This window comes from Streptococcus mitis (assembly GCF_047459985.1).
Lineage (GTDB): Bacteria > Bacillota > Bacilli > Lactobacillales > Streptococcaceae > Streptococcus > Streptococcus mitis_DZ.
In genome coordinates this window covers 23,917-43,885 of sequence record NZ_JASHHD010000005.1, presented here as the reverse complement: position 1 = coordinate 43,885, position 19,969 = coordinate 23,917, and the positions used below count along the sequence as shown (strand labels likewise).

At 39.3% G+C, this 19,969-nt stretch carries 21 protein-coding genes and 1 pseudogene; 18 read left to right on the top strand and 4 right to left on the bottom strand.

Annotation, left to right across the window (positions count from 1 at the left end; genetic code table 11):
* The first annotated feature begins 160 nt into the window (after window positions 1-160).
* The 11 genes from QM959_RS04580 (at window position 161) to dnaJ (ending at window position 10,922) form a co-directional block, all read left to right on the top strand.
* Entirely contained in the window at window positions 161-1,357 is a 1,197-nt protein-coding gene (locus QM959_RS04580; protein WP_001096743.1) for a phosphoglycerate kinase, read from the top strand.
* A gap of 323 nt (window positions 1,358-1,680) precedes the next feature.
* A complete protein-coding gene (locus QM959_RS04575; protein WP_084947380.1) occupies window positions 1,681-2,208 on the top strand; it encodes an FUSC family protein in 528 nt (175 codons plus the stop codon).
* A gap of 76 nt (window positions 2,209-2,284) precedes the next feature.
* Entirely contained in the window at window positions 2,285-2,641 is a 357-nt protein-coding gene (gene glnR / locus QM959_RS04570) for a transcriptional repressor GlnR (protein ID WP_000659548.1), read from the top strand.
* A 36-nt stretch (window positions 2,642-2,677) separates the two neighbouring features.
* Window positions 2,678-4,024: a type I glutamate--ammonia ligase gene (glnA, locus tag QM959_RS04565; RefSeq protein ID WP_261076125.1), complete on the top strand. Its 1,347-nt coding sequence runs from the start codon at window positions 2,678-2,680 to the stop codon at window positions 4,022-4,024.
* A 114-nt stretch (window positions 4,025-4,138) separates the two neighbouring features.
* A complete protein-coding gene (locus QM959_RS04560) occupies window positions 4,139-4,459 on the top strand; it encodes a PadR family transcriptional regulator (RefSeq protein ID WP_247934968.1) in 321 nt (106 codons plus the stop codon).
* On the top strand, window positions 4,459-5,046 hold the full coding sequence (locus QM959_RS04555) for a DUF2812 domain-containing protein (RefSeq protein WP_348771860.1): 588 nt from the start codon (window positions 4,459-4,461) through the stop codon (window positions 5,044-5,046). Before QM959_RS04560 ends, QM959_RS04555 begins: the two co-directional genes overlap by 1 nt.
* Before the next feature lie 34 nt (window positions 5,047-5,080).
* Window positions 5,081-5,590, top strand: coding sequence for a DUF2812 domain-containing protein (locus tag QM959_RS04550; RefSeq protein WP_414371681.1), 510 nt, complete (start codon window positions 5,081-5,083; stop codon window positions 5,588-5,590).
* Window positions 5,591-5,753: 163 nt separating this feature from the next.
* Window positions 5,754-6,788, top strand: coding sequence for a heat-inducible transcriptional repressor HrcA (gene hrcA / locus QM959_RS04545; RefSeq protein WP_414371679.1), 1,035 nt, complete (start codon window positions 5,754-5,756; stop codon window positions 6,786-6,788).
* A 2-nt stretch (window positions 6,789-6,790) separates the two neighbouring features.
* The gene (gene grpE, locus QM959_RS04540; RefSeq protein ID WP_414371677.1) at window positions 6,791-7,339 is read left to right on the top strand and encodes a nucleotide exchange factor GrpE; all 549 of its coding nucleotides are present in this window, start codon (window positions 6,791-6,793) and stop codon (window positions 7,337-7,339) included.
* Between the two features lie 248 nt (window positions 7,340-7,587).
* The gene (gene dnaK, locus QM959_RS04535; protein WP_414320991.1) at window positions 7,588-9,411 is read left to right on the top strand and encodes a molecular chaperone DnaK; all 1,824 of its coding nucleotides are present in this window, start codon (window positions 7,588-7,590) and stop codon (window positions 9,409-9,411) included.
* Between the two features lie 374 nt (window positions 9,412-9,785).
* Window positions 9,786-10,922, top strand: a complete 1,137-nt coding sequence (gene dnaJ / locus QM959_RS04530; RefSeq protein ID WP_414371675.1) for a molecular chaperone DnaJ — start codon at window positions 9,786-9,788, stop codon at window positions 10,920-10,922.
* Between the two features lie 76 nt (window positions 10,923-10,998).
* Here dnaJ and QM959_RS04525 read toward each other — a convergent pair whose 3' ends face one another.
* The 3 genes from QM959_RS04525 to QM959_RS04515 all read right to left on the bottom strand — a co-directional run bounded on the left by QM959_RS04525 (window position 10,999) and on the right by QM959_RS04515 (window position 12,427).
* Window positions 10,999-11,652, bottom strand: coding sequence for a hypothetical protein (locus tag QM959_RS04525; protein ID WP_414371673.1), 654 nt, complete (start codon window positions 11,650-11,652; stop codon window positions 10,999-11,001).
* A gap of 67 nt (window positions 11,653-11,719) precedes the next feature.
* Complete coding sequence (locus QM959_RS04520; RefSeq protein ID WP_261074114.1) at window positions 11,720-12,007, bottom strand: hypothetical protein; 288 nt, start codon at window positions 12,005-12,007, stop codon at window positions 11,720-11,722.
* Between the two features lie 9 nt (window positions 12,008-12,016).
* On the bottom strand, window positions 12,017-12,427 hold the full coding sequence (locus QM959_RS04515; protein WP_414371671.1) for an HIT family protein: 411 nt from the start codon (window positions 12,425-12,427) through the stop codon (window positions 12,017-12,019).
* Between the two features lie 67 nt (window positions 12,428-12,494).
* Here QM959_RS04515 and QM959_RS04510 point away from each other — a divergent pair, with 67 nt between their 5' ends.
* Window positions 12,495-13,226 carry an ABC transporter ATP-binding protein gene (locus QM959_RS04510; protein WP_414371669.1) on the top strand — a complete coding sequence of 244 codons (732 nt, stop codon included), beginning with the start codon at window positions 12,495-12,497 and terminating at the stop codon, window positions 13,224-13,226.
* A complete protein-coding gene (locus tag QM959_RS04505; RefSeq protein WP_414371668.1) occupies window positions 13,223-14,272 on the top strand; it encodes an ABC transporter permease in 1,050 nt (349 codons plus the stop codon). The genes QM959_RS04510 and QM959_RS04505 overlap by 4 nt, the downstream gene beginning before the upstream one ends.
* A gap of 177 nt (window positions 14,273-14,449) precedes the next feature.
* On the opposite strand, the gene QM959_RS04500 is transcribed toward QM959_RS04505, so the two are convergent.
* Window positions 14,450-14,779: a helicase BlpT gene (locus QM959_RS04500; RefSeq protein WP_414371666.1), complete on the bottom strand. Its 330-nt coding sequence runs from the start codon at window positions 14,777-14,779 to the stop codon at window positions 14,450-14,452.
* Between the two features lie 276 nt (window positions 14,780-15,055).
* Here QM959_RS04500 and QM959_RS04495 point away from each other — a divergent pair, with 276 nt between their 5' ends.
* The 5 genes and pseudogenes from QM959_RS04495 (at window position 15,056) to QM959_RS04475 (ending at window position 19,921) form a co-directional block, all read left to right on the top strand.
* Entirely contained in the window at window positions 15,056-15,394 is a 339-nt protein-coding gene (locus tag QM959_RS04495; protein ID WP_414269641.1) for a LytTR family DNA-binding domain-containing protein, read from the top strand.
* A gap of 4 nt (window positions 15,395-15,398) precedes the next feature.
* Complete coding sequence (locus QM959_RS04490; RefSeq protein WP_061862664.1) at window positions 15,399-16,136, top strand: response regulator transcription factor; 738 nt, start codon at window positions 15,399-15,401, stop codon at window positions 16,134-16,136.
* Window positions 16,137-16,149: 13 nt separating this feature from the next.
* On the top strand, window positions 16,150-17,490 hold the full coding sequence (locus QM959_RS04485; RefSeq protein ID WP_414371663.1) for a sensor histidine kinase: 1,341 nt from the start codon (window positions 16,150-16,152) through the stop codon (window positions 17,488-17,490).
* A 1,251-nt stretch (window positions 17,491-18,741) separates the two neighbouring features.
* The gene (locus tag QM959_RS04480; protein WP_285306546.1) at window positions 18,742-19,146 is read left to right on the top strand and encodes an immunity protein; all 405 of its coding nucleotides are present in this window, start codon (window positions 18,742-18,744) and stop codon (window positions 19,144-19,146) included.
* Between the two features lie 402 nt (window positions 19,147-19,548).
* A pseudogene (locus QM959_RS04475) lies at window positions 19,549-19,921 on the top strand (hypothetical protein).
* Window positions 19,922-19,969: the final 48 nt, after the last annotated feature.

Sequence of the window (19,969 nt, the reverse complement as noted above, 5' to 3'; positions counted from 1 at the left end):
GATGAAATTTGAGAAAGAAAATTTGTGATAAAAATCAAAAATAATAGACTCTAAAATGACATGAAGATTAAATATCGAAAAATCTTGTGAAATCTTTCCTTATATTTCAAAAGTGTGATATAATAGTTTCGAATAAAATAAATAAAGGGGTTTTTGTAACATGGCAAAACTTACTGTTAAAGACGTTGACTTGAAAGGTAAAAAAGTCCTCGTTCGTGTTGACTTCAACGTACCATTGAAAGATGGCGTAATCACTAACGACAACCGTATCACAGCAGCTCTTCCAACTATTAAGTACATCATCGAACAAGGTGGACGTGCAATTCTTTTCTCTCACCTTGGACGTGTGAAAGAAGAAGCTGATAAAGCTGGTAAATCACTTGCTCCTGTAGCAGCAGACTTGGCAGCAAAACTTGGTCAAGACGTTGTTTTCCCAGGTGTCACTCGTGGTGCTGAATTGGAAGCAGCTATCAACGCTCTTGAAGATGGACAAGTTCTCTTGGTTGAAAACACTCGTTACGAAGATGTTGACGGCAAGAAAGAATCTAAAAACGATCCTGAACTTGGTAAATACTGGGCATCACTTGGAGATGGTATCTTCGTAAACGATGCATTCGGTACAGCTCACCGTGCTCACGCATCTAACGTTGGTATCTCAGCAAACGTTGAAAAAGCAGTTGCTGGTTTCCTTCTTGAAAACGAAATTGCCTACATCCAAGAAGCAGTTGAAACTCCAGAACGTCCATTCGTAGCGATCCTTGGTGGTTCAAAAGTTTCAGACAAGATCGGTGTTATCGAAAACTTGCTTGAAAAAGCTGATAAAGTCCTTATCGGTGGTGGTATGACTTACACATTCTACAAAGCACAAGGTATCGAAATCGGTAACTCACTTGTAGAAGAAGACAAATTGGATGTTGCAAAAGCTCTTCTTGAAAAAGCAAACGGTAAATTGATCTTGCCAGTTGATTCAAAAGAAGCAAACGCATTTGCTGGCTACACTGAAGTGCGTGACACTGAAGGTGAAGCAGTTTCTGAAGGCTTCCTTGGTCTTGACATCGGTCCAAAATCTATCGCTAAATTTGACGAAGCTTTGACTGGTGCCAAAACAGTTGTATGGAACGGACCTATGGGTGTATTTGAAAACCCTGACTTCCAAGCTGGTACAATCGGTGTGATGGACGCTATCGTGAAACAACCAGGTGTGAAATCAATCATCGGTGGTGGTGACTCAGCTGCCGCAGCTATTAACCTTGGTCGCGCAGACAAATTCTCATGGATCAGTACGGGCGGAGGCGCTTCAATGGAGCTTCTTGAAGGTAAAGTATTGCCAGGTTTGGCTGCACTTACAGAAAAATAAATTCAGCCCGTTAGTCTCTACAAAATCCTGATTTTGTAGAAAAAGGAACAAAACTGAAACGTTAACAAAAAGGTGGCTATGTCACCTTTTTGTGTTAGTGTAGGTATTTGTGACGCGGTGGTGGAGCATCAATGGAACTTCTCGAAGGTAAAGTTCTTCCAGGACTTGCAGCCTTGACAGAAAAATAAGATTTCATAAATGAATCAAAGGAGAGAGGGATGACAGTTCCTCTTTTCTTTCGCTTGAAATAAAAACGTTTCCTCTCAACTATTGCTCATAAAATCAGCCAATTTATGATAAAATGGAAATAGAAAGTTGAGATTATGAGTTATTTTAAAAAATATAAATTCGATAAATCCCAGTTCAAACTTGGTATGCGAACCTTTAAAACAGGTATTGCTGTTTTTCTAGTTCTCTTGATTTTTGGCTTTTTTGGCTGGAAAGGTCTTCAAATCGGTGCTTTGACAGCTGTTTTTAGCCTGAGGGAGAGTTTTGATAAGAGTGTTCATTTTGGAACTTCGCGTATTCTAGGAAATAGTATCGGTGGCCTTTATGCCCTCCTCTTCTTCCTATTAAATACCTTTTTCCACGAGGCTTTTTGGGTGACCTTGGTAGTTGTCCCAATCTGCACCATGTTAACCATTATGACAAATGTAGCCATGAACAACAAAGCAGGTGTTATTGGTGGTGTAGCGGCCATGTTAATCATTACCCTATCGATTCCGAGTGGAGAAACAATTTTGTACGTATTTGCGCGTGTATCAGAAACTTTCATGGGAGTTTTTGTCGCAATTCTCGTAAATTACGATATTGATCGTATTCGGCTCTTTTTAGAGAAAAAAGAAAAATAATGTTACATTTTATAACATTATCAATTGACGTTTGTCTTTTTTTAGACTATAATAGACAGAAAGAAGGAAATTGTAAATGAAGGAAAAAGAATTTCGCCGAAATATGGCTGTTTTTCCTATCGGCAGTGTTATGAAGTTGACCGATTTATCGGCGCGTCAGATTCGTTATTATGAAGATCAAGAGTTAATTAAGCCTGATCGAAACGAAGGAAACCGTCGCATGTATTCTTTGAATGACATGGATCGTCTGCTTGAAATCAAAGATTATATCTCTGAAGGTTATAATATCGCTGCCATTAAGAAAAAATATGCTGAACGTGAAGCGAAATCCAAGAAAGCGGTGAGTCAGACTGAGGTGCGTCGTGCACTTCACAATGAACTCCTCCAACAGGGGCGTTTTGCTTCAGTACGGTCACCTTTTGGTCGCGGTTAGGCAACCGCAAGTAGTCATACATTAAGGAGAAAACTCATGCCAATCACAGCTGCAGATATTCGTCGTGAAGTCAAGGAAAAAAATGTTACCTTTATTCGTCTCATGTTCTCAGATATTTTGGGAACCATGAAAAACGTCGAAATTCCTGCTACAGATGAACAGTTAGATAAAGTCTTGTCAAACAAGGCTATGTTTGATGGATCTTCTATTGAAGGTTTTGTACGTATCAATGAGTCAGATATGTACTTGTACCCTGACTTAGATACATGGACAGTCTTCCCTTGGGGAGATGAAAATGGAAGTGTTGCAGGTTTGATCTGTGATGTCTATACAACAGAAGGTGAACCATTTGCAGGTGACCCTCGTGGTAATCTCAAACGTGCTCTTCGTCACATGGAAGAAGTGGGATTCAAATCTTTCAACCTTGGACCAGAGCCAGAATTCTTCCTATTTAAACTGGATGAAAATGGGGACCCAACACTTGAAGTAAATGATAAGGGTGGCTACTTTGATTTGGCACCTACTGACCTTGCGGACAATACACGTCGTGAAATCGTGAATGTCTTGACCAAAATGGGATTTGAAGTAGAAGCGAGTCATCACGAGGTTGCGGTTGGTCAACACGAGATTGACTTTAAGTATGATGAAGTTCTACGTGCCTGTGATAAGATTCAAATTTTTAAACTTGTTGTTAAAACCATTGCTCGCAAACATGGGCTTTACGCAACCTTTATGGCCAAACCAAAATTTGGTATTGCTGGATCAGGTATGCACTGTAATATGTCCTTGTTTGATGCAGAAGGAAACAATGCCTTCTTTGATCCAAATGATCCAAAAGGAATGCAGTTGTCAGAAACAGCCTATCATTTCCTTGGTGGTTTGATCAAGCATGCCTACAACTATACTGCCATCATGAACCCAACGGTTAACTCATACAAACGTTTGGTTCCAGGTTATGAAGCTCCTGTTTATATTGCTTGGGCTGGTCGTAACCGTTCGCCACTTGTGCGCGTGCCTGCTTCACGTGGTATGGGAACTCGTCTTGAGTTGCGTTCAGTGGATCCAATGGCTAATCCGTACATCGCTATGGCAGTTCTTTTGGAAGTTGGTTTGCATGGTATTGAAAACAAAATCGAAGCACCAGCTCCTATCGAAGAAAATATCTACATCATGACAGCAGAAGAGCGTAAGGAAGCTGGTATTACGGACCTTCCATCAACTCTTCACAACGCTTTGAAGGCTTTGACTGAGGATGAGGTGGTTAAGGCTGCCCTAGGAGATCACATCTACACAAGCTTCCTTGAAGCTAAACGAATCGAATGGGCAAGCTACGCAACCTTTGTTTCACAATGGGAAATTGATAATTATTTAGATCTTTACTAATATAGAAGAAAGATTGCCTGAGGGCGGTCTTTTTTATTGCATTTTATATCGAGGTGTGATATATTTTATATAACGAAGTGCGATATATCGAACTAAGATAGGAGATGGTTATAAATGGAATTAACGGATAAGATTCGTCGAGTTTATCTTCCGATGACGGAAACGGGCTTTTATATCTTGTTCTGTCTGCAAAAGGAACGTCATGGTTATAGTATTACACAAAAGGTCAAGGAAATGACAGATTCGCAAGTCTTGATTAGTCCTGGAACTATGTATGGAACCTTGTCAAAAATGGAAAAGGATGGTTTGATTTCCTTTGTCCGAGAGGAGGAAAAACGGAAAATCTATCAGATTACAGACTTGGGACGCAAAGTATTAGATATTGAATTGAAACGTATTGAACGGCTCTATAGAAACAGTCGGGAGGAAGGATGATGGAAAAGAAAATTGTTTATCGAATTTTTACAATTGCGGATTATGATAGAGAAGCTTTATATCTTAGAAAAATGCATGCCGAGGGATGGAAACTTAAGAAAGCAAGCTACTCTAGCTTAGTAATTGCGGTTAAGTATACTTTTGAAAAGTGCAAACCGGAGCAGGTGTCTTATCAGTTGGACATTTATCCCATGAAAAAATCAGAGAGGGCCTCCTATTTACAACTATTTAAAGACTGTGGCTGGGAGCATATTACAGACTTTAATGGTTTTTCCTACTTTAGAAAGCTTCATTCTGGAATTGAGTCGGATGCAGAGTTTGAAATTTATAATGATGCGACCGGCAAGTTGGATATGGTCAAACGGATTTTAACAACGCGGATGCTTCCTATTTTGCTTCTCTTTTTGCTTATCTTTTCGGCTCTGCTACCGGTTTTCTCACAGTTTGTCAGTGGAGGTAGTTCTTTCAGTTGGGAATTGTTTTTGCTTGTCTTAATAGATTTTGTTTTATTGATAATTCATGCGATTCAGATTTCTTATATTCTTTGGAGATTGTTTCAAAAGTGGAAAGAATTATCTGATAAATAAAAGCATGAATGTTTTCTAGTTTGGAGGTCAAACAATGAAAAGCAAACTACAATTTCGGATCTTCACTATTCTTGATTTGGACAAGAAAGAAGAATATTTACATGAGATGCATTTAAAAGGTTGGAAATATAGTAGAAATCGTTTTGGTTTTTTCTATTTTGACCAATGTCAACCGGACGATATCATCTACCGTATCTATGATTCTAGATTTCTTAAAAAGTATAAGCATGAACTGCAAGATTTTCGAAATAGAGGTTGGGAATTGATAGAGACAGGTTCTTGTTCAATTCTTCGTAAATTATCTTCTGATTTACTTACGGAGGATCAAGTCTATATAAGTAAGGGGTTCAGATGGGCAGTTATACAATATAGACTTCGTTTATGTACATCTACTTTCTTAGGTGGCCTTGTTGTTTGTATGAGTTTGTTTAGAGAAGATCTTTCTATGTCTTTCTTCATTATTTTTGTTTTAAATACTTTAATGTTTTCTTATCTAATCTATGGTTATTTCAGACTAAAGAGGAAATACCGAGCAGATGGATAGTAAGTTTCTAGGTCTTTAGACTGATTTTTAGCACTCTTGATAAAAGAGTGCTAATTTTTTGAGTTTTTGTCTTGACATTCTCTTTTAAGGGTGTATAATAGAATCATAAGTTAGCACTTGAGTGCATCGAGTGCTAATTGATCAGACAGAGAGGAGTGATGAGATGGTTACAGAGCGTCAGCAGGATATTTTAAATCTGATTGTTGACATCTTTACCAAAACGCACGAACCTGTCGGATCCAAAGCCTTGCAAGAGTCTATTAACTCTAGTAGTGCTACCATTCGAAATGATATGGCAGCTCTCGAAAAGCAAGGTTTGCTTGAAAAGGCTCATACTTCCAGTGGTCGGATGCCGAGTGTGGCTGGTTTTCAATACTATGTCAAACACTCCCTATCCTTTGACCGTTTAGCTGAAAATCAAGTTTATGAGATTGTAAAAGCCTTTGATCAGGAGTTCTTCAAACTTGAGGATATCTTTCAAGAGGCAACGAAAATCTTGACAGACTTGAGTGGTTGTACGGTTGTAGCACTGGATGTCGAACCAAGTAGGCAGAAGCTGACAGCTTTTGATATTGTTGTCCTCGGGCAACATACAGCTCTTGCTGTTTTTACGCTTGATGAGTCTAGAACAGTTACCAGTCAGTTTTTGATTCCAAGGAACTTTTTGCAGGAGGATTTGCTAAAACTAAAGAGCATCATTCAGGAACGTTTCCTCGGTCACACCGTTCTAGATATTCACTACAAGATTCGGACGGAGATTCCGCAGATTATCCAGCGTTACTTTACAACAACGGACAATGTCATCGATCTCTTTGAACACATCTTTAAGGAAATGTTCAACGAAAACATTGTGGTGGCGGGCAAGGTCAATCTCTTGAATTTTGCCAATCTAGCGGCCTATCAGTTCTTTGACCAACCGCAAAAGGTGGCCTTGGAGATTCGTGAGGGGCTGCATGAGGATCAGATGCAAAATGTTCGTGTTGCAGACAGTCAAGAGTCCTGTCTAGCTGATCTAGCTGTGATTAGTAGCAAGTTTCTTATTCCTTATCGGGGAGTTGGAATTCTAGCCATTATCGGTCCGGTCAATCTGGATTACCAACAGCTAATCAACCAAGTCAATGTAGTCAATCGTGTTTTAACCATGAAGTTGACAGATTTTTACCGCTATCTCAGCAGTAATCATTACGAAGTACATTAAGAGTGAAATCATTAAAGGAGGCGAAAATGGCCCAAGATATAAAAAATGAAGAAGTAGAAGAAGTTCAAGAAGAGGAAGTTGTGGAAACGGTAGAAGAAACAACTCCTGAGAAATCTGAATTGGACTTGGCAAATGAACGTGCAGATGAGTTCGAAAACAAATACCTTCGCGCTCATGCAGAAATGCAAAATATCCAGCGCCGTGCCAATGAAGAACGTCAAAATTTGCAACGTTATCGTAGCCAGGACTTGGCAAAAGCGATTCTCCCTTCATTGGATAACCTTGAGCGTGCCCTTGCAGTTGAAGGATTGACAGATGACGTGAAGAAGGGCTTGGAAATGGTGCAAGAAAGCTTGATTCATGCTTTGAAAGAAGAAGGAATCGAAGAAATCGCAGCTGACGGTGAATTTGACCATAACTACCACATGGCCATCCAAACTCTCCCAGCAGATGATGAACACCCAGCAGACACCATCGCACAAGTCTTCCAAAAAGGCTACAAACTCCATGATCGTATCTTAAGACCGGCTATGGTAGTTGTGTATAACTAGGCTAAAGACTTTAAAAATCTTGTCCGAAACGACACTAAACTATGAAAGAAAGATAAGAAACGGTTCAGCTTTACTAATAGTGAGCGAAGCGAACCAAAGGCGATACTCTTCGCGTGGCGTTATTTGCGCAAACTTTGAGACCTTAGGCTCAAAGTTTAGTCAAAGAGATTGACGAGTCAAGCTCTGACGGCGCCGCCACCTAAGAAGAGTATCAAAAAAAAGAATATAAAATTTAAGGAGAAAAACACATGTCTAAAATTATCGGTATTGACTTAGGTACAACAAACTCAGCAGTAGCAGTTCTTGAAGGGACTGAAAGCAAGATTATCGCAAACCCAGAAGGAAACCGCACAACTCCATCTGTAGTTTCATTCAAAAACGGCGAAATCATCGTTGGTGATGCAGCAAAACGTCAAGCAGTCACAAACCCTGATACAGTCATCTCTATCAAATCTAAGATGGGAACTTCTGAAAAAGTTTCTGCAAACGGTAAAGAATACACTCCACAAGAAATCTCAGCTATGATCCTTCAATACTTGAAAGGTTACGCTGAAGAATACCTTGGTGAAAAAGTAACTAAGGCTGTTATTACGGTTCCTGCATACTTCAACGATGCTCAACGTCAAGCAACAAAAGACGCTGGTAAAATTGCTGGTCTTGAAGTAGAACGTATCGTCAACGAACCAACTGCGGCAGCTCTTGCTTATGGTTTGGACAAGACTGACAAAGAAGAAAAAATCTTGGTATTCGACCTTGGTGGTGGTACATTCGACGTATCTATCCTTGAATTGGGTGATGGTGTCTTTGACGTATTGGCAACTGCAGGGGATAACAAACTCGGTGGTGACGACTTTGACCAAAAAATTATCGACCACTTGGTAGCAGAATTCAAGAAAGAAAACGGCATCGACTTGTCAGCTGACAAGATGGCTCTTCAACGTTTGAAAGACGCAGCTGAAAAAGCTAAGAAAGACCTTTCTGGTGTAACGTCAACACAAATCAGCTTGCCATTTATCACTGCTGGTGAAGCTGGACCTCTTCACTTGGAAATGACTTTGACTCGTGCTAAATTCGATGACTTAACTCGTGACCTTGTAGAACGTACAAAAGTTCCAGTTCGCCAAGCCCTTTCAGATGCAGGTTTGAGCTTGTCAGAAATCGACGAAGTGATCCTTGTCGGTGGTTCAACTCGTATCCCAGCAGTTGTTGAGGCTGTTAAAGCTGAAACTGGTAAAGAACCAAACAAATCAGTTAACCCTGATGAAGTAGTTGCTATGGGAGCTGCGATCCAAGGTGGTGTCATCACTGGTGATGTTAAAGACGTTGTCCTTCTTGACGTAACGCCATTGTCACTTGGTATCGAAACAATGGGTGGAGTCTTCACAAAACTCATCGACCGCAACACTACAATTCCAACTTCTAAATCACAAGTCTTCTCAACTGCAGCAGACAACCAACCAGCCGTTGATATCCACGTTCTTCAAGGGGAACGCCCAATGGCAGCAGATAACAAGACTCTTGGACGTTTCCAATTGACAGATATCCCAGCTGCACCTCGTGGTATTCCACAAATCGAAGTAACATTTGACATCGATAAGAACGGTATCGTATCTGTTAAAGCCAAAGATCTTGGAACTCAAAAAGAACAAACAATCGTTATCCAATCTAACTCAGGTTTGACAGACGAAGAAATCGACCGCATGATGAAAGATGCAGAAGCTAACGCTGAAGCAGATAAGAAACGTAAAGAAGAAGTAGACCTTCGTAACGAAGTAGACCAAGCTATCTTTGCGACTGAAAAGACAATCAAAGAAACTGAAGGTAAAGGCTTCGATGCAGAACGTGATGCTGCCCAAGCTGCCCTTGATGATCTTAAGAAAGCTCAAGAAGACAACAACTTGGACGACATGAAAGCAAAACTTGAAGCATTGAACGAAAAAGCTCAAGGACTTGCGGTTAAACTCTACGAACAAGCCGCAGCAGCGCAACAAGCCCAAGCAGGAGCAGAAGGCGCACAAGCAACAGGAAATGCAGGCGATGACGTCGTAGACGGAGAGTTTACGGAGAAGTAAAACAATCCAGTGGATTGTTTTAGCGGAACCTCTTGAAATAAAGAAAGGTTCCGAGATTTTAGGATTCCTTTAATCCGAAAATCAATTCAGCCTTACTAGTTCAAAAACAAAGTATAATCGACTTTGTTTTAGAACGTCGTAATGATAGGAAGAAATCCAGAGGTTGTAACCCAGCCTCTGTTTTTCGGTAAAAAGGAACGACACTAATATGTTGATTCGTTTCGCAACAATTATAGAAAGGAACAAGTGTGTTCAGGAAATTGAACACGGGCTACGGACTGTGCCAAAAGGATAGTTTTTTCTAGGACGTAAGCGTCCGTCGTCAAAACTCCTATTTTGGCTGTGTCCGTTTGACGCCCTTTGTATCTTAAATTATGAACAATACTGAATTTTATGACCGTTTGGGCGTTTCAAAGAATGCATCTCAAGATGAGATCAAGAAAGCCTATCGGAAATTATCTAAAAAATATCACCCAGATATCAACAAAGAGCCTGGTGCTGAGGAAAAGTACAAGGAAGTTCAAGAAGCTTATGAGACCTTAAGTGATGAACAGAAACGTGCTGCTTACGATCAATATGGTGCTGCTGGTGCTAATGGTGGCTTTGGTGGTGCAGGCGGTTTTGGTGGTTTCGACGGAGCAGGTGGTTTCGGTGGATTTGAGGATATCTTCTCAAGTTTCTTCGGCGGAGGCGGTGCTTCACGCAATCCAAACGCTCCTCGTCAGGGGGATGACCTCCAGTATCGTGTGAACTTGACCTTTGAAGAAGCTATTTTTGGAGCTGAAAAAGAAGTTAAGTACAATCGTGAAGCAAGCTGTCGTACATGTAATGGATCTGGTGCTAAGTCTGGAACAAGTCCAGTTACTTGTGGGCGTTGTCATGGTTCTGGTGTTATTAACGTTGATACTCAAACACCACTTGGTATGATGCGTCGTCAAGTAACCTGTGATGTCTGTCATGGACGTGGAAAAGAAATCAAAGATCCATGTACAACATGTCATGGAACAGGTCATGAAAAACAAGCCCACAGTGTCCATGTGAAAATTCCAGCAGGTGTCGAAACTGGTCAACAAATTCGTCTAGCTGGTCAAGGTGAGGCAGGCTTTAACGGCGGTCCTTATGGGGACTTGTATGTAGTCGTTTCTGTTGAAGCTAGCGATAAATTTGAACGTGAAGGGACAACTATTTTCTACAAGTTAAACCTCAATATCGTCCAAGCAACTCTTGGTGATACTGTAGATATCCCAACCGTTCACGGTGATGTTGAATTGGTAATCCCAGAGGGTACTCAAACGGGTAAACGATTCCGTTTGCGTGGTAAGGGAGCTCCTAGTCTTCGTGGTGGTGCTGTTGGTGACCAATACGTGACGGTCAATGTCGTGACTCCAACAGGCTTAAACGAACGACAAAAAGCAGCTTTGAAAGAATTCGCAGCTGCAGGGGACTTGAAAGTCAATCCAAAGAAAAAAGGCTTCTTTGACCATATTAAAGATGCCTTTGAAGGAGAATAAACAAAAAGAGCCGTCGAGCTCTTTTTGTATTATCTTTGAAAATTTAGCGTCGAAAAATCATTTTCCAGTTAGCCTATTATTTATACTTTTGCTTGAGTAAGCCAGCTGCATCCATATCTTGGATGAGTTGCTTGAACTCCGCTTCTTTGCCAGGCTTAACGGTGACGGTATCAATGCGCTTAATCGCCGAATTATCCTGAATATCCACCAAGGTCAAAGCTTTTTCATAGAAAGCAATTCCCTTTTTCAGACTTTCTTGATCTTTCCAAGAGAGAATAAAGTAATCAGGATTTGGTTTCTTTCCGATTTCTTGTAAATAATTCCTACTTTCCTCCTCTAAAAATTGGAATAAACCATGATTGAATAAGTTGTCTTCTACTGAATTGTAGGAAATATCTCCTGTGTTTAGGACATAGACTTCAAGTCGGTTTTTGGTGAGTTTTGGACTTTCTTTTAGAACAGGGTGAGTATTGATGACCTCATCTGAGAAAGTAACATAAAAATGTAAGCCTCCACCCTCGAATTGATACCTTCCATTTGAATTTACTTTCTTAGGAGGCATGTCAAGGGAGATAAAGATTTGTTTTAAGGTTTCATTCCCTTTTTGGATGTCGTTCGGTGAGGCTCTGAAGGCAAAAAACAGTACTAGAAATGCCAGGGCTGCAAGAAGGCTAAGGCAACCACAAGGGATTAGGATGATCTGCACCAGAATTTTTAAAAACTGTTTCATTTTCATTCCTCTTTTTTGTTTGGAACTGACAACCTAAAATGGATTTAAGGAAAGTTCATAGCTCTTTTTACTTATCTTCAGTTTCCTGTGCTTCTTTAATCACAGCTAGTCTAGTCTGGATATCTTTTTCTAAGACCTTAAACTTGTAAGTCAGGTCTTCTTGGTATTCCTTGATGAGTTCTTTTTGCTGGTCGATGATTTGCAGGCTGTTTTGGATAATGTCCACATCGTCTTTGATAGCTTGAACGCGGTCAGTGGTATTCAAGACTTCATCTGTGATGGTTTGGCGATTTTTTGTGACCAGATAACTTCCGGCTGCGGCTCCTGCAAATAGCAGTAGGTTGGATAATTTCATGGCAACTCCTTAGGCGTTTTTGATGGTTTCAGCGACTTGGGCAAGTTTGTCAAAGTCTGGTTCGTGGGCGATAAAATCAATCTTGAGGTCATCGTCCGCACTGTAGCGAGGTACGAGGTGAACGTGGGTATGAAAGACTGTTTGACCAGCGACTTCTTCACAGTTGGCAATGATATTCATACCAGTAGCCTTGGTAGCCTTCATGACTTTTTGAGCTACTGTTGGTACTTGGGCAAAGAGTTGGCTGGCGCTAGTAGCGTCCATTTCCAAAAGATTGCGATAGTGTTCTTTGGGCACGACCAAGGTGTGACCTGGTGTCACTTGAGAGATATCAAGAAAGGCAAGAATCTGCTCATCTTCATATACTTTTGAAGCAGGAATTTCCCCTGCAATGATTTTACAAAAAATGCAATCTGACATAAAATCTACCTCTACTGTATTGAATTTTGATATAATATAGCTACATTATACCAGATTTGGAGAAAATATGTTAGAAATAAAAAACCTGACAGGTGGCTATGTTCATGTCCCTGTCTTGAAAGATGTGTCCTTTACAGTCGAGAGTGGACAGCTGGTCGGTTTGATTGGTCTCAATGGTGCTGGAAAATCAACGACGATCAATGAGATTATCGGTCTCTTGACACCTTATAGTGGTTCCATCAATATCAATGGCCTGACCTTGCAAGAAGATGCGACTAGCTACCGCAAGCAGATCGGCTACATCCCAGAAACGCCTAGCTTATATGAGGAGTTGACCCTTAGAGAGCATATTGAAACTGTTGCTATGGCTTATGGTATTGAGCAAAAAGTGGCTTTTGAGCGAGTAGAACCTTTGTTAAAAATGTTCCGTTTGGATCAGAAATTAGACTGGTTCCCAGTTCATTTTTCAAAAGGGATGAAGCAGAAGGTCATGATTATCTGTGCCTTTGTTGTGGATCCGAGTCTCTTTATCGTCGATGAACCTTTCCTTGGTCTTGATCCCTTGGCTATTTCGGACTTGATTCAGCTTTTGGATCTTGAAAAGAAAAAAGGCAAGTCTATTCTCATGAGTACCCACGTTCTTGACTCTGCTGAAAAAATGTGTGATTCTTTTGTCATTCTCCATAAAGGCCAAGTGAGAGCTAAAGGGGATCTTGAAGAGTTGAGACAAGCTTTTGCCATGCCAGAAGCAAGTCTCAATGATATCTATTTGGCTTTGACCAAAGAGGAGGACCGATGAAAGACTTGTTTCTAAAGCGAAAGCAGGCTTTTCGTAAAGAGTGTGTCGGTTATCTGCGCTATGTGCTCAATGACCACTTTGTCTTGTTTTTACTGGTCTTAGTAGGTTTTCTAGCCTATCAGTATAGTCAACTGCTCCAGCATTTTCCTGAGAATCATTTACCGATCCTAGGTTTAATTGGGATTGTCTCTGTTTTACTCTTACTTTGGGGAGGAATAGCGACCTATGTGGAAGCACCTGATAAGCTCTTTCTCTTAGTAGCTGAAGAAGAAGTAAGAGAACATATCCAGAAGCAAAGTCTAGTTTCCTTCATCTTTTGGGTCAGTGTACAGACTCTCTTTTTGCTTCTTTTTGCCCCTTTATTTTTAGCCATGGGTTTAGGTTTAGGAGTTTTTGGGGTCTATGTTCTTCTATTGGGAGTCGGGAAATATTTCCTGTTTCAGAAAAAAGCTGGCAAGTTTTTTAGTGCAAATCATCTGGACTGGGACTATGTGATTGCCCAAGAAAGTAAACGCAAGCAGTTTTTACTTCGTTTCTTTGCCCTCTTTACCCAAGTCAAGGGAATTTCAAACAGTGTCAAGAGACGAGCTTATCTAGATGCTATCCTAAAAGTAGTTCAGAAGGTGCCGAGCAAGATTTGGCAGAACCTCTATCTTCGTTCTTATCTGCGAAATGGAGATCTTTTTGCCCTCAGTCTTCGCCTCCTCTTCCTATCCTTGCTGGCTTTGATCTTTATCGAGCAAGCTTGGATAGCCGCAGCTGTGGTAGTTTTATTTAACTATCTCCTGCTCTTTCAGTTATTGGCCCTCTATCATGCTTTTGACTACCAATATTTGACCCAACTTTTCCCGCTAGACAAGGGGCAAAAGGAAAAAGGGTTACAGGCGGTTGTCCGAGGATTGACTGGTTTTGTTTTATTGGTTCAACTGGTAGTTGGTTTGATTACCCTCCAAGAAAAATTAGCCCTTCTAGCCCTCCTTGGAGCTGGACTGGTCTTACAAATTTTGTATCTCCCTTATCAGGTGAAACGTCAGATGCAGGACTAATACTCTTCGAAAATCTCTTCAAACTAGGTCAGCATCCATCTGCAACCTCAAAACGATGCTTTGAGCAACCTGCGGCTAGCTTCCTAGTTTGCTCTTTGATTTTCATTGACTATAACATTGCTTATATGATACTAAAAAAGAAGTTGAGTTCAATCTGTCTCAGCTTCTTTTTAGTTACTACAGGATAATGGTTGGTCCGTAGAGACTCAACTTGGTTTTGACTTGGTCAAAGTGGAAGCGATCATAAGCTCTCCAAGCGGCGCGAGTAGGAGCGTCTGGATTGAGAGCACTGAGGCCTAGGAGAAGACTGGAAGTTTGGTAAAATTTTTCCAGCTCAATCAAGAATCGATTATCCACTGTCTCAGCTTTAGAGAGAAAGCGGAGGATATTGTCCAGTTGCTCCTGAAAGCGGACATCGTCAGTTGTTGCTTGTTTGCAGACTTGGTAAGCTTTGTTTAACTCAGTTATCAGTGTCTGAGCTTTTTTGATGGGGGCTGGATCCGTCATGAGAATTCCTCCTTTGTGATGGTTTTAAAGTTGTTTTAAGCCTTTGTCTTTCTAATCATAGCCTATCACTTTTTACTCTTTTTTTATCTACAAATCTTTAATTGTCATTGAAATTTCCTGAATGGTAATAGCGGGATTTTATGATAAAATAGTTGTAAGGTTATCGTGGTTATTTAGTAAAAACTTCAACACTTTAGGAATTTTTGAGGACCGTTTAGGATTTGGTGAAAAATAGTTTCTAGATTTATGCTATCCTCTTTTTAGGAGGTTTTATCCATGAACTACATTATCATCCAAAAAGAGAAAGAAATTTTCAAATTAAACATAAAGGATATCTACTATATCCAAACGCATCCAAGTAAAGCCCATACCGTGCAGATTGTTACAGAAGACGCTAGCTTTGATCTGTTTCAAAATTTAAGCAAGCTTGAGAAACAATATGGGGAAACCTTAACGAGATGTCATCGGAATTGTCTGGTCAACCTTGAACGAGTAAAATCCATGGAACTCCAATCAAAGACTCTTTTTCTTGGAGAAGAAGGTCGATATGCTGTTCAGTATTCCAGACGTCGTTATAGAGAAATTCGCCAAAAATGGTTGAAACAAGGAGAGTAAGAAGATGAGAATTTTTGTTTTAGAAGATGATTTTTCTCAACAAGCAAGAATTGAAACGACGATTGAAAAACTTTTGAAAAAACAGAGTATCATTCCCAGTTCTTTTGAAGTTTTTGGCAAGCCAAACCAACTGCTGGCAGAGGTGCATGAGAAGGGGGCGCATCAGCTTTTCTTTTTGGACATTGAGATTCGAAACGAAGAGATGAAGGGTCTGGAAGTGGCTAGAAAGATTCGGGATCGGGATCCTTATGCCCTGATTGTCTTTGTGACGACTCACTCAGAGTTTATGCCCCTGTCTTTTCGCTACCAAGTTTCAGCTTTGGACTACATTGATAAGGCCTTGTCGGCAGAGGAGTTTGAATCTCGTATCGAGACAGCCCTCCTCTATGCCAATAGTCAAGATAGTAAAAGTCTGGCGGACGATTGCTTTTACTTTAAATCAAAATTTGCTCAATTCCAGTATCCTTTTAAAGAGGTTTACTATCTCGAAACATCCCCAAGACCCCATCGTGTTATCCTCTATACCAAGACAGACAGGTTGGAATTTACGGCGAGTTTAGAGGAGGTTCTCAAGCAGGAGCCACGTCTCTTGCAGTGCCATCGCTCCTTCCTCATCAATCCAACCAATGTAGTTCGTTTGGATAAGAAAGAAAAACTCCTTTTCTTTCCTAATAGCGGAAGCTGTCTGATCGCGCGTTATAAGGTCAGGGAAGTGTCTGAGGCTATCAATAACTTACATTGAGCTAGGAGAGTTTATGAATATTGCTTGGATATTATTGCATACACTTATTACTAATGGGCTAGAAATTGTCATTTTCTTTAAGGTGGATGGAATTGGTCTCACTTTCGAGAGGATTTTTAAGGCCTTTCTTTTTAAGATACTGTTGGCCTTTGTTTTTGTAATGATTGGCTATATAGTAGGAAATATTTACCTATCTTATTTTATGGAACCCTTGTATGGCATCGGCTTATCTTTCTTATTGTTAAGAGGGCTTCCTAAAAAACTCCTTTTCTTTTATGGTCTCTTTCCAATGATATTGGTGAATCTCTTTTATAGAGGTATTTCTTATTTTGTGCTTCCATTTTTGGGACAAGGGCAAGTATATAATGACTACTCATTTACTGGGTTATGTATAATAATTTTCAATTTCTTCATTTCTCTAGCCTTTTTGAAATGGTTGGACTATGATTTCACTAGCTTGAGAAAGGAGATTCTCGATAAAGGTTTTCAAAAGTCCCTGACTACGATTAACTGGATAATGGGGGCCTACTATCTAGTCATGGAAAATCTGTCTTTCTTTGAATATGAACAAAGCATCCAATCAACGACTGTTCGCCATCTCATCCTAGTGTTTTACCTGCTCTTTTTTATGGGGATTATCAAGAAATTGGATACCTATTTGAAGGACAAACTCCATGAGAGACTGAACCAAGAGCAGGACTTGCGCTATAGAGATATGGAACGCTATAGTCGGCATATAGAGGAGCTTTATAAGGAAGTGCGGAGCTTTCGCCATGATTATGCCAACCTCTTGACCAGCTTACGTCTGGGCATTGAAGAGGGGGATATGGAGCAGATAAAAGAGGTCTACGACTCCGTCTTGAAGGATTCTAGCCAAAAATTGCAGGACAATAAATATGACCTAGGTAGGTTGGTGAATGTTCGGGATTGTGCCCTTAAAAGTCTCCTAGCAGGAAAATTTCTAAAAGCCAGAGAAAAGGATATTGTCTTTAATGTCGAAGTTCCTGAGGAGATTCAAGTCGAGAGTATGAGTCTGCTTGATTTTCTGACTATTGTGTCTATCCTTTGTGACAATGCCATTGAAGCTAGTGCAGAGGCCAGTCAACCTCGTGTCTCAATCGCCTTTATAAAAAATGGAGCACAGGAAACCTTTATCGTTGAAAACTCCATCAAAGAAGAGGGGATAGATGTTTCTGAAATCTTCTCTTTTGGAGTTAGTTCTAAAGGGGAGGACCGAGGTGTTGGTCTCTATACCGTCATGAAGATTGTGGAAAGTTATCCCAATGCCAGTCTCAATACCACCTGTCAAGATCAAGTCTTTCGTCAGGTGTTTACTATAATACATACAGAATGATAAAAAATAAGACCGAGAGTGCTTGTTTCTCGGTCTGTATGGCTGAATAGTTAATCAAAGTAGTTTTGAGTTACAGTAAATTGCTTGTATGAAATAATTTTCTCTATCATCAACTATCGGGAGGGGGTTCTAATTTTTGAAATCTAATTCTGCTATATCTACTTTTTATTTTTAGTTTTTAATAATCCTATTATAGATAGAGTTATTAAAGTTATGGACATTAAACTGCTAAAAATAAATACTTTTGATGTTAATCCAATAGAAAATAGTAATATTCCATAAAAAATATTGGATATATAATAAATCTTATTTTTCATGATTACTTGCCTCCGAATATAGATTCTTGATATGTTGCAAATGTGACAAGTTTAGTATAGTACTATTTTTAAAAAATTTTCATCCAAATCTTGAATGGTTATTGAAACATCTTGAATTGAACAAAGAACTTTCTCCTTACCAAAATAATGAATATCATTCAGAAACCAAAAATAATATATACTCTAGTTTGTGAGGTATCCTATATGAATAAGAAATCCTTTTTTATCATCTGTTCTACGTTGATTATAGCATCGAATCTTCTCATGATTTCCGTGGTGAACAAGGGAGAAGAAACAGGGAGCAACCTGTTTGTGATTGCTATAGCCTGTGTTATGTTACCATCATTTTTATATGCGGTTGAGAACCGAATGGCTTCTTTAATTAGGACAGGGTCAGTAGCTCTACTCTTATTGACAGTATTGTCTTTAATCCGTCTTATCAACAGAATAGAGAGAACGCCTGAAATTCTCAACATTATCATTACCCTCCTGGTTTTGGCAAGTGGAACAGCCTGTATTCTGGTTGCAATCATGAGAATCTATCAGAACAGACGGAAGTGAGGGTAAATAGCTTTCGATTTTAGGTCTTTACGTTGTTAAATTTCCTTAGGGCAAGTATGTTTTTCATGCTTGCTTTTTTAAATTTTTTACAATTCAAGATGTTTTGATGACCATTTATGATTTGGGTGATTCAAAATCAAAATGAGTGCTATACTAGCAGTGTAAAGGTTCTTGCTCAACTAAGATAAAGCATACATTTAGGAGGAAATCTTATGAAGAAAAAAATACTTATCATTTTTATCTTGTATCTGATCATGTCCATCTTTCTTTATCCGCTTAGGGAGAGTATTTGGTATCAGCTATTTTATACTATAGCCTATTTGATTGCAGTTATGATCTATGTTACTTTAACTAAAAAGAAAGGAGCAAAGAAATGAAAGCTTTTCTTGCTAAAAAACGGAATATCTTCCTTGCGAGATTGTTCCTAGGGCAGTTGCCCTTGCTTGTCTCTACTTATCTATTTCTATCTCGTCAGTTTTTACATTTTTCCTTAGTTTTCCAATTTCTTTTAGTGGTTATTAACTTGGCTTCTATTTTGGTCACTGTTTATCTGACTAGGGAAATGAGGATAAGAGAGTTTGAAGATGATGATTTGGTTAGTCCTAGAACCAATCAACTTATGTTCATCGGCTTGACAGGCTTTATGTCTATTATTTGTTTGTATAGAGGAATCACAGCAGGGGAATTCTATCAACAATTAATTGCCTATATCGGTGCTATTCTCTGTTTAATTATCATGCTTCTGCTCATTTGGGGTTTGAAGTATTATAAAAAGTAGGTGGCTAATGAAGTTTTTGCAATTTAAGATGTCTGGATGACTATTCAAGATTTGGATGAAAAATTTTAAAAAACAATGATATACTAAACTTGTCAAAGTTGCAACAAGACAAAAAAGAAATGTATTAATCTTATAGGTTTTATTCATAGTAAATACTTATAAGGTATATTGTATGGACCAAGTTAGAGTGTATATCAATTTTGTAAAATGGGGGTGGGGGCTTGATGAAATTTCAAAACTGTATTTCGCAATTTGGCCTATGTTTATTTGGTCTGTACGTAGTTGTAGAGCATCAGGATTTATTAAACTTTATTATTGGAGGTACGTTAATTATTACTTCCATTATATCGTGTCATGTTAATTATAAGAAATACAAAAGGAGAAAAAATGATTGATTTAGCTATTATGGATAAGAAAAAAATAGTTTCGACTATAGTATGTATAGTATTTCTTGTAGTGTCAGTGAATAATTTTTTTAGAGACTTAACCCCGTTACTGTTCATTTTAAATATTATTGGCCTGACTAGTTTTTTAGTGTTAACATACATTAACATAAAAGAGATGATCTTAAATAGAAGTAAATGATGATTTGATCGAATTAAGAACCAATCAGCTCATGTTCATCGGCTTGACAGGATTGATGTCTATTATTTGTTTGTATAGAAGTATCACAGCAGGGGAATTCTATCAACAATTAATTGCCTATATCGGTGCCATCCTCTGCTTGATTATTATGCTTTTTCTCATTTGGGGATTGAAGTATTATAAAAAGTAGGGAGGAACTTTCTTCTTAATCTGCGACTAGTCTATGGTCTGGCAAGAG

What these genes read in the sequence shown, in the direction of transcription:
- QM959_RS04580 (WP_001096743.1), top strand. Translation starts at nt 161, where the DNA reads ATGGCAAAACTTACTGTTAAAGACGTTGACTTGAAAGGTAAAAAAGTC.
- QM959_RS04575 (WP_084947380.1), top strand. Translation starts at nt 1,681, where the DNA reads ATGAGTTATTTTAAAAAATATAAATTCGATAAATCCCAGTTCAAACTT.
- glnR (WP_000659548.1), top strand. Translation starts at nt 2,285, where the DNA reads ATGAAGGAAAAAGAATTTCGCCGAAATATGGCTGTTTTTCCTATCGGC.
- glnA (WP_261076125.1), top strand. Translation starts at nt 2,678, where the DNA reads ATGCCAATCACAGCTGCAGATATTCGTCGTGAAGTCAAGGAAAAAAAT.
- QM959_RS04560 (WP_247934968.1), top strand. Translation starts at nt 4,139, where the DNA reads ATGGAATTAACGGATAAGATTCGTCGAGTTTATCTTCCGATGACGGAA.
- QM959_RS04555 (WP_348771860.1), top strand. Translation starts at nt 4,459, where the DNA reads ATGGAAAAGAAAATTGTTTATCGAATTTTTACAATTGCGGATTATGAT.
- QM959_RS04550 (WP_414371681.1), top strand. Translation starts at nt 5,081, where the DNA reads ATGAAAAGCAAACTACAATTTCGGATCTTCACTATTCTTGATTTGGAC.
- hrcA (WP_414371679.1), top strand. Translation starts at nt 5,754, where the DNA reads ATGGTTACAGAGCGTCAGCAGGATATTTTAAATCTGATTGTTGACATC.
- dnaK (WP_414320991.1), top strand. Translation starts at nt 7,588, where the DNA reads ATGTCTAAAATTATCGGTATTGACTTAGGTACAACAAACTCAGCAGTA.
- dnaJ (WP_414371675.1), top strand. Translation starts at nt 9,786, where the DNA reads ATGAACAATACTGAATTTTATGACCGTTTGGGCGTTTCAAAGAATGCA.
- QM959_RS04525 (WP_414371673.1), bottom strand. Translation starts at nt 11,652, where the DNA reads ATGAAACAGTTTTTAAAAATTCTGGTGCAGATCATCCTAATCCCTTGT.
- QM959_RS04520 (WP_261074114.1), bottom strand. Translation starts at nt 12,007, where the DNA reads ATGAAATTATCCAACCTACTGCTATTTGCAGGAGCCGCAGCCGGAAGT.
- QM959_RS04515 (WP_414371671.1), bottom strand. Translation starts at nt 12,427, where the DNA reads ATGTCAGATTGCATTTTTTGTAAAATCATTGCAGGGGAAATTCCTGCT.
- QM959_RS04510 (WP_414371669.1), top strand. Translation starts at nt 12,495, where the DNA reads ATGTTAGAAATAAAAAACCTGACAGGTGGCTATGTTCATGTCCCTGTC.
- QM959_RS04505 (WP_414371668.1), top strand. Translation starts at nt 13,223, where the DNA reads ATGAAAGACTTGTTTCTAAAGCGAAAGCAGGCTTTTCGTAAAGAGTGT.
- QM959_RS04500 (WP_414371666.1), bottom strand. Translation starts at nt 14,779, where the DNA reads ATGACGGATCCAGCCCCCATCAAAAAAGCTCAGACACTGATAACTGAG.
- QM959_RS04495 (WP_414269641.1), top strand. Translation starts at nt 15,056, where the DNA reads ATGAACTACATTATCATCCAAAAAGAGAAAGAAATTTTCAAATTAAAC.
- QM959_RS04490 (WP_061862664.1), top strand. Translation starts at nt 15,399, where the DNA reads ATGAGAATTTTTGTTTTAGAAGATGATTTTTCTCAACAAGCAAGAATT.
- QM959_RS04485 (WP_414371663.1), top strand. Translation starts at nt 16,150, where the DNA reads ATGAATATTGCTTGGATATTATTGCATACACTTATTACTAATGGGCTA.
- QM959_RS04480 (WP_285306546.1), top strand. Translation starts at nt 18,742, where the DNA reads ATGAAAGCTTTTCTTGCTAAAAAACGGAATATCTTCCTTGCGAGATTG.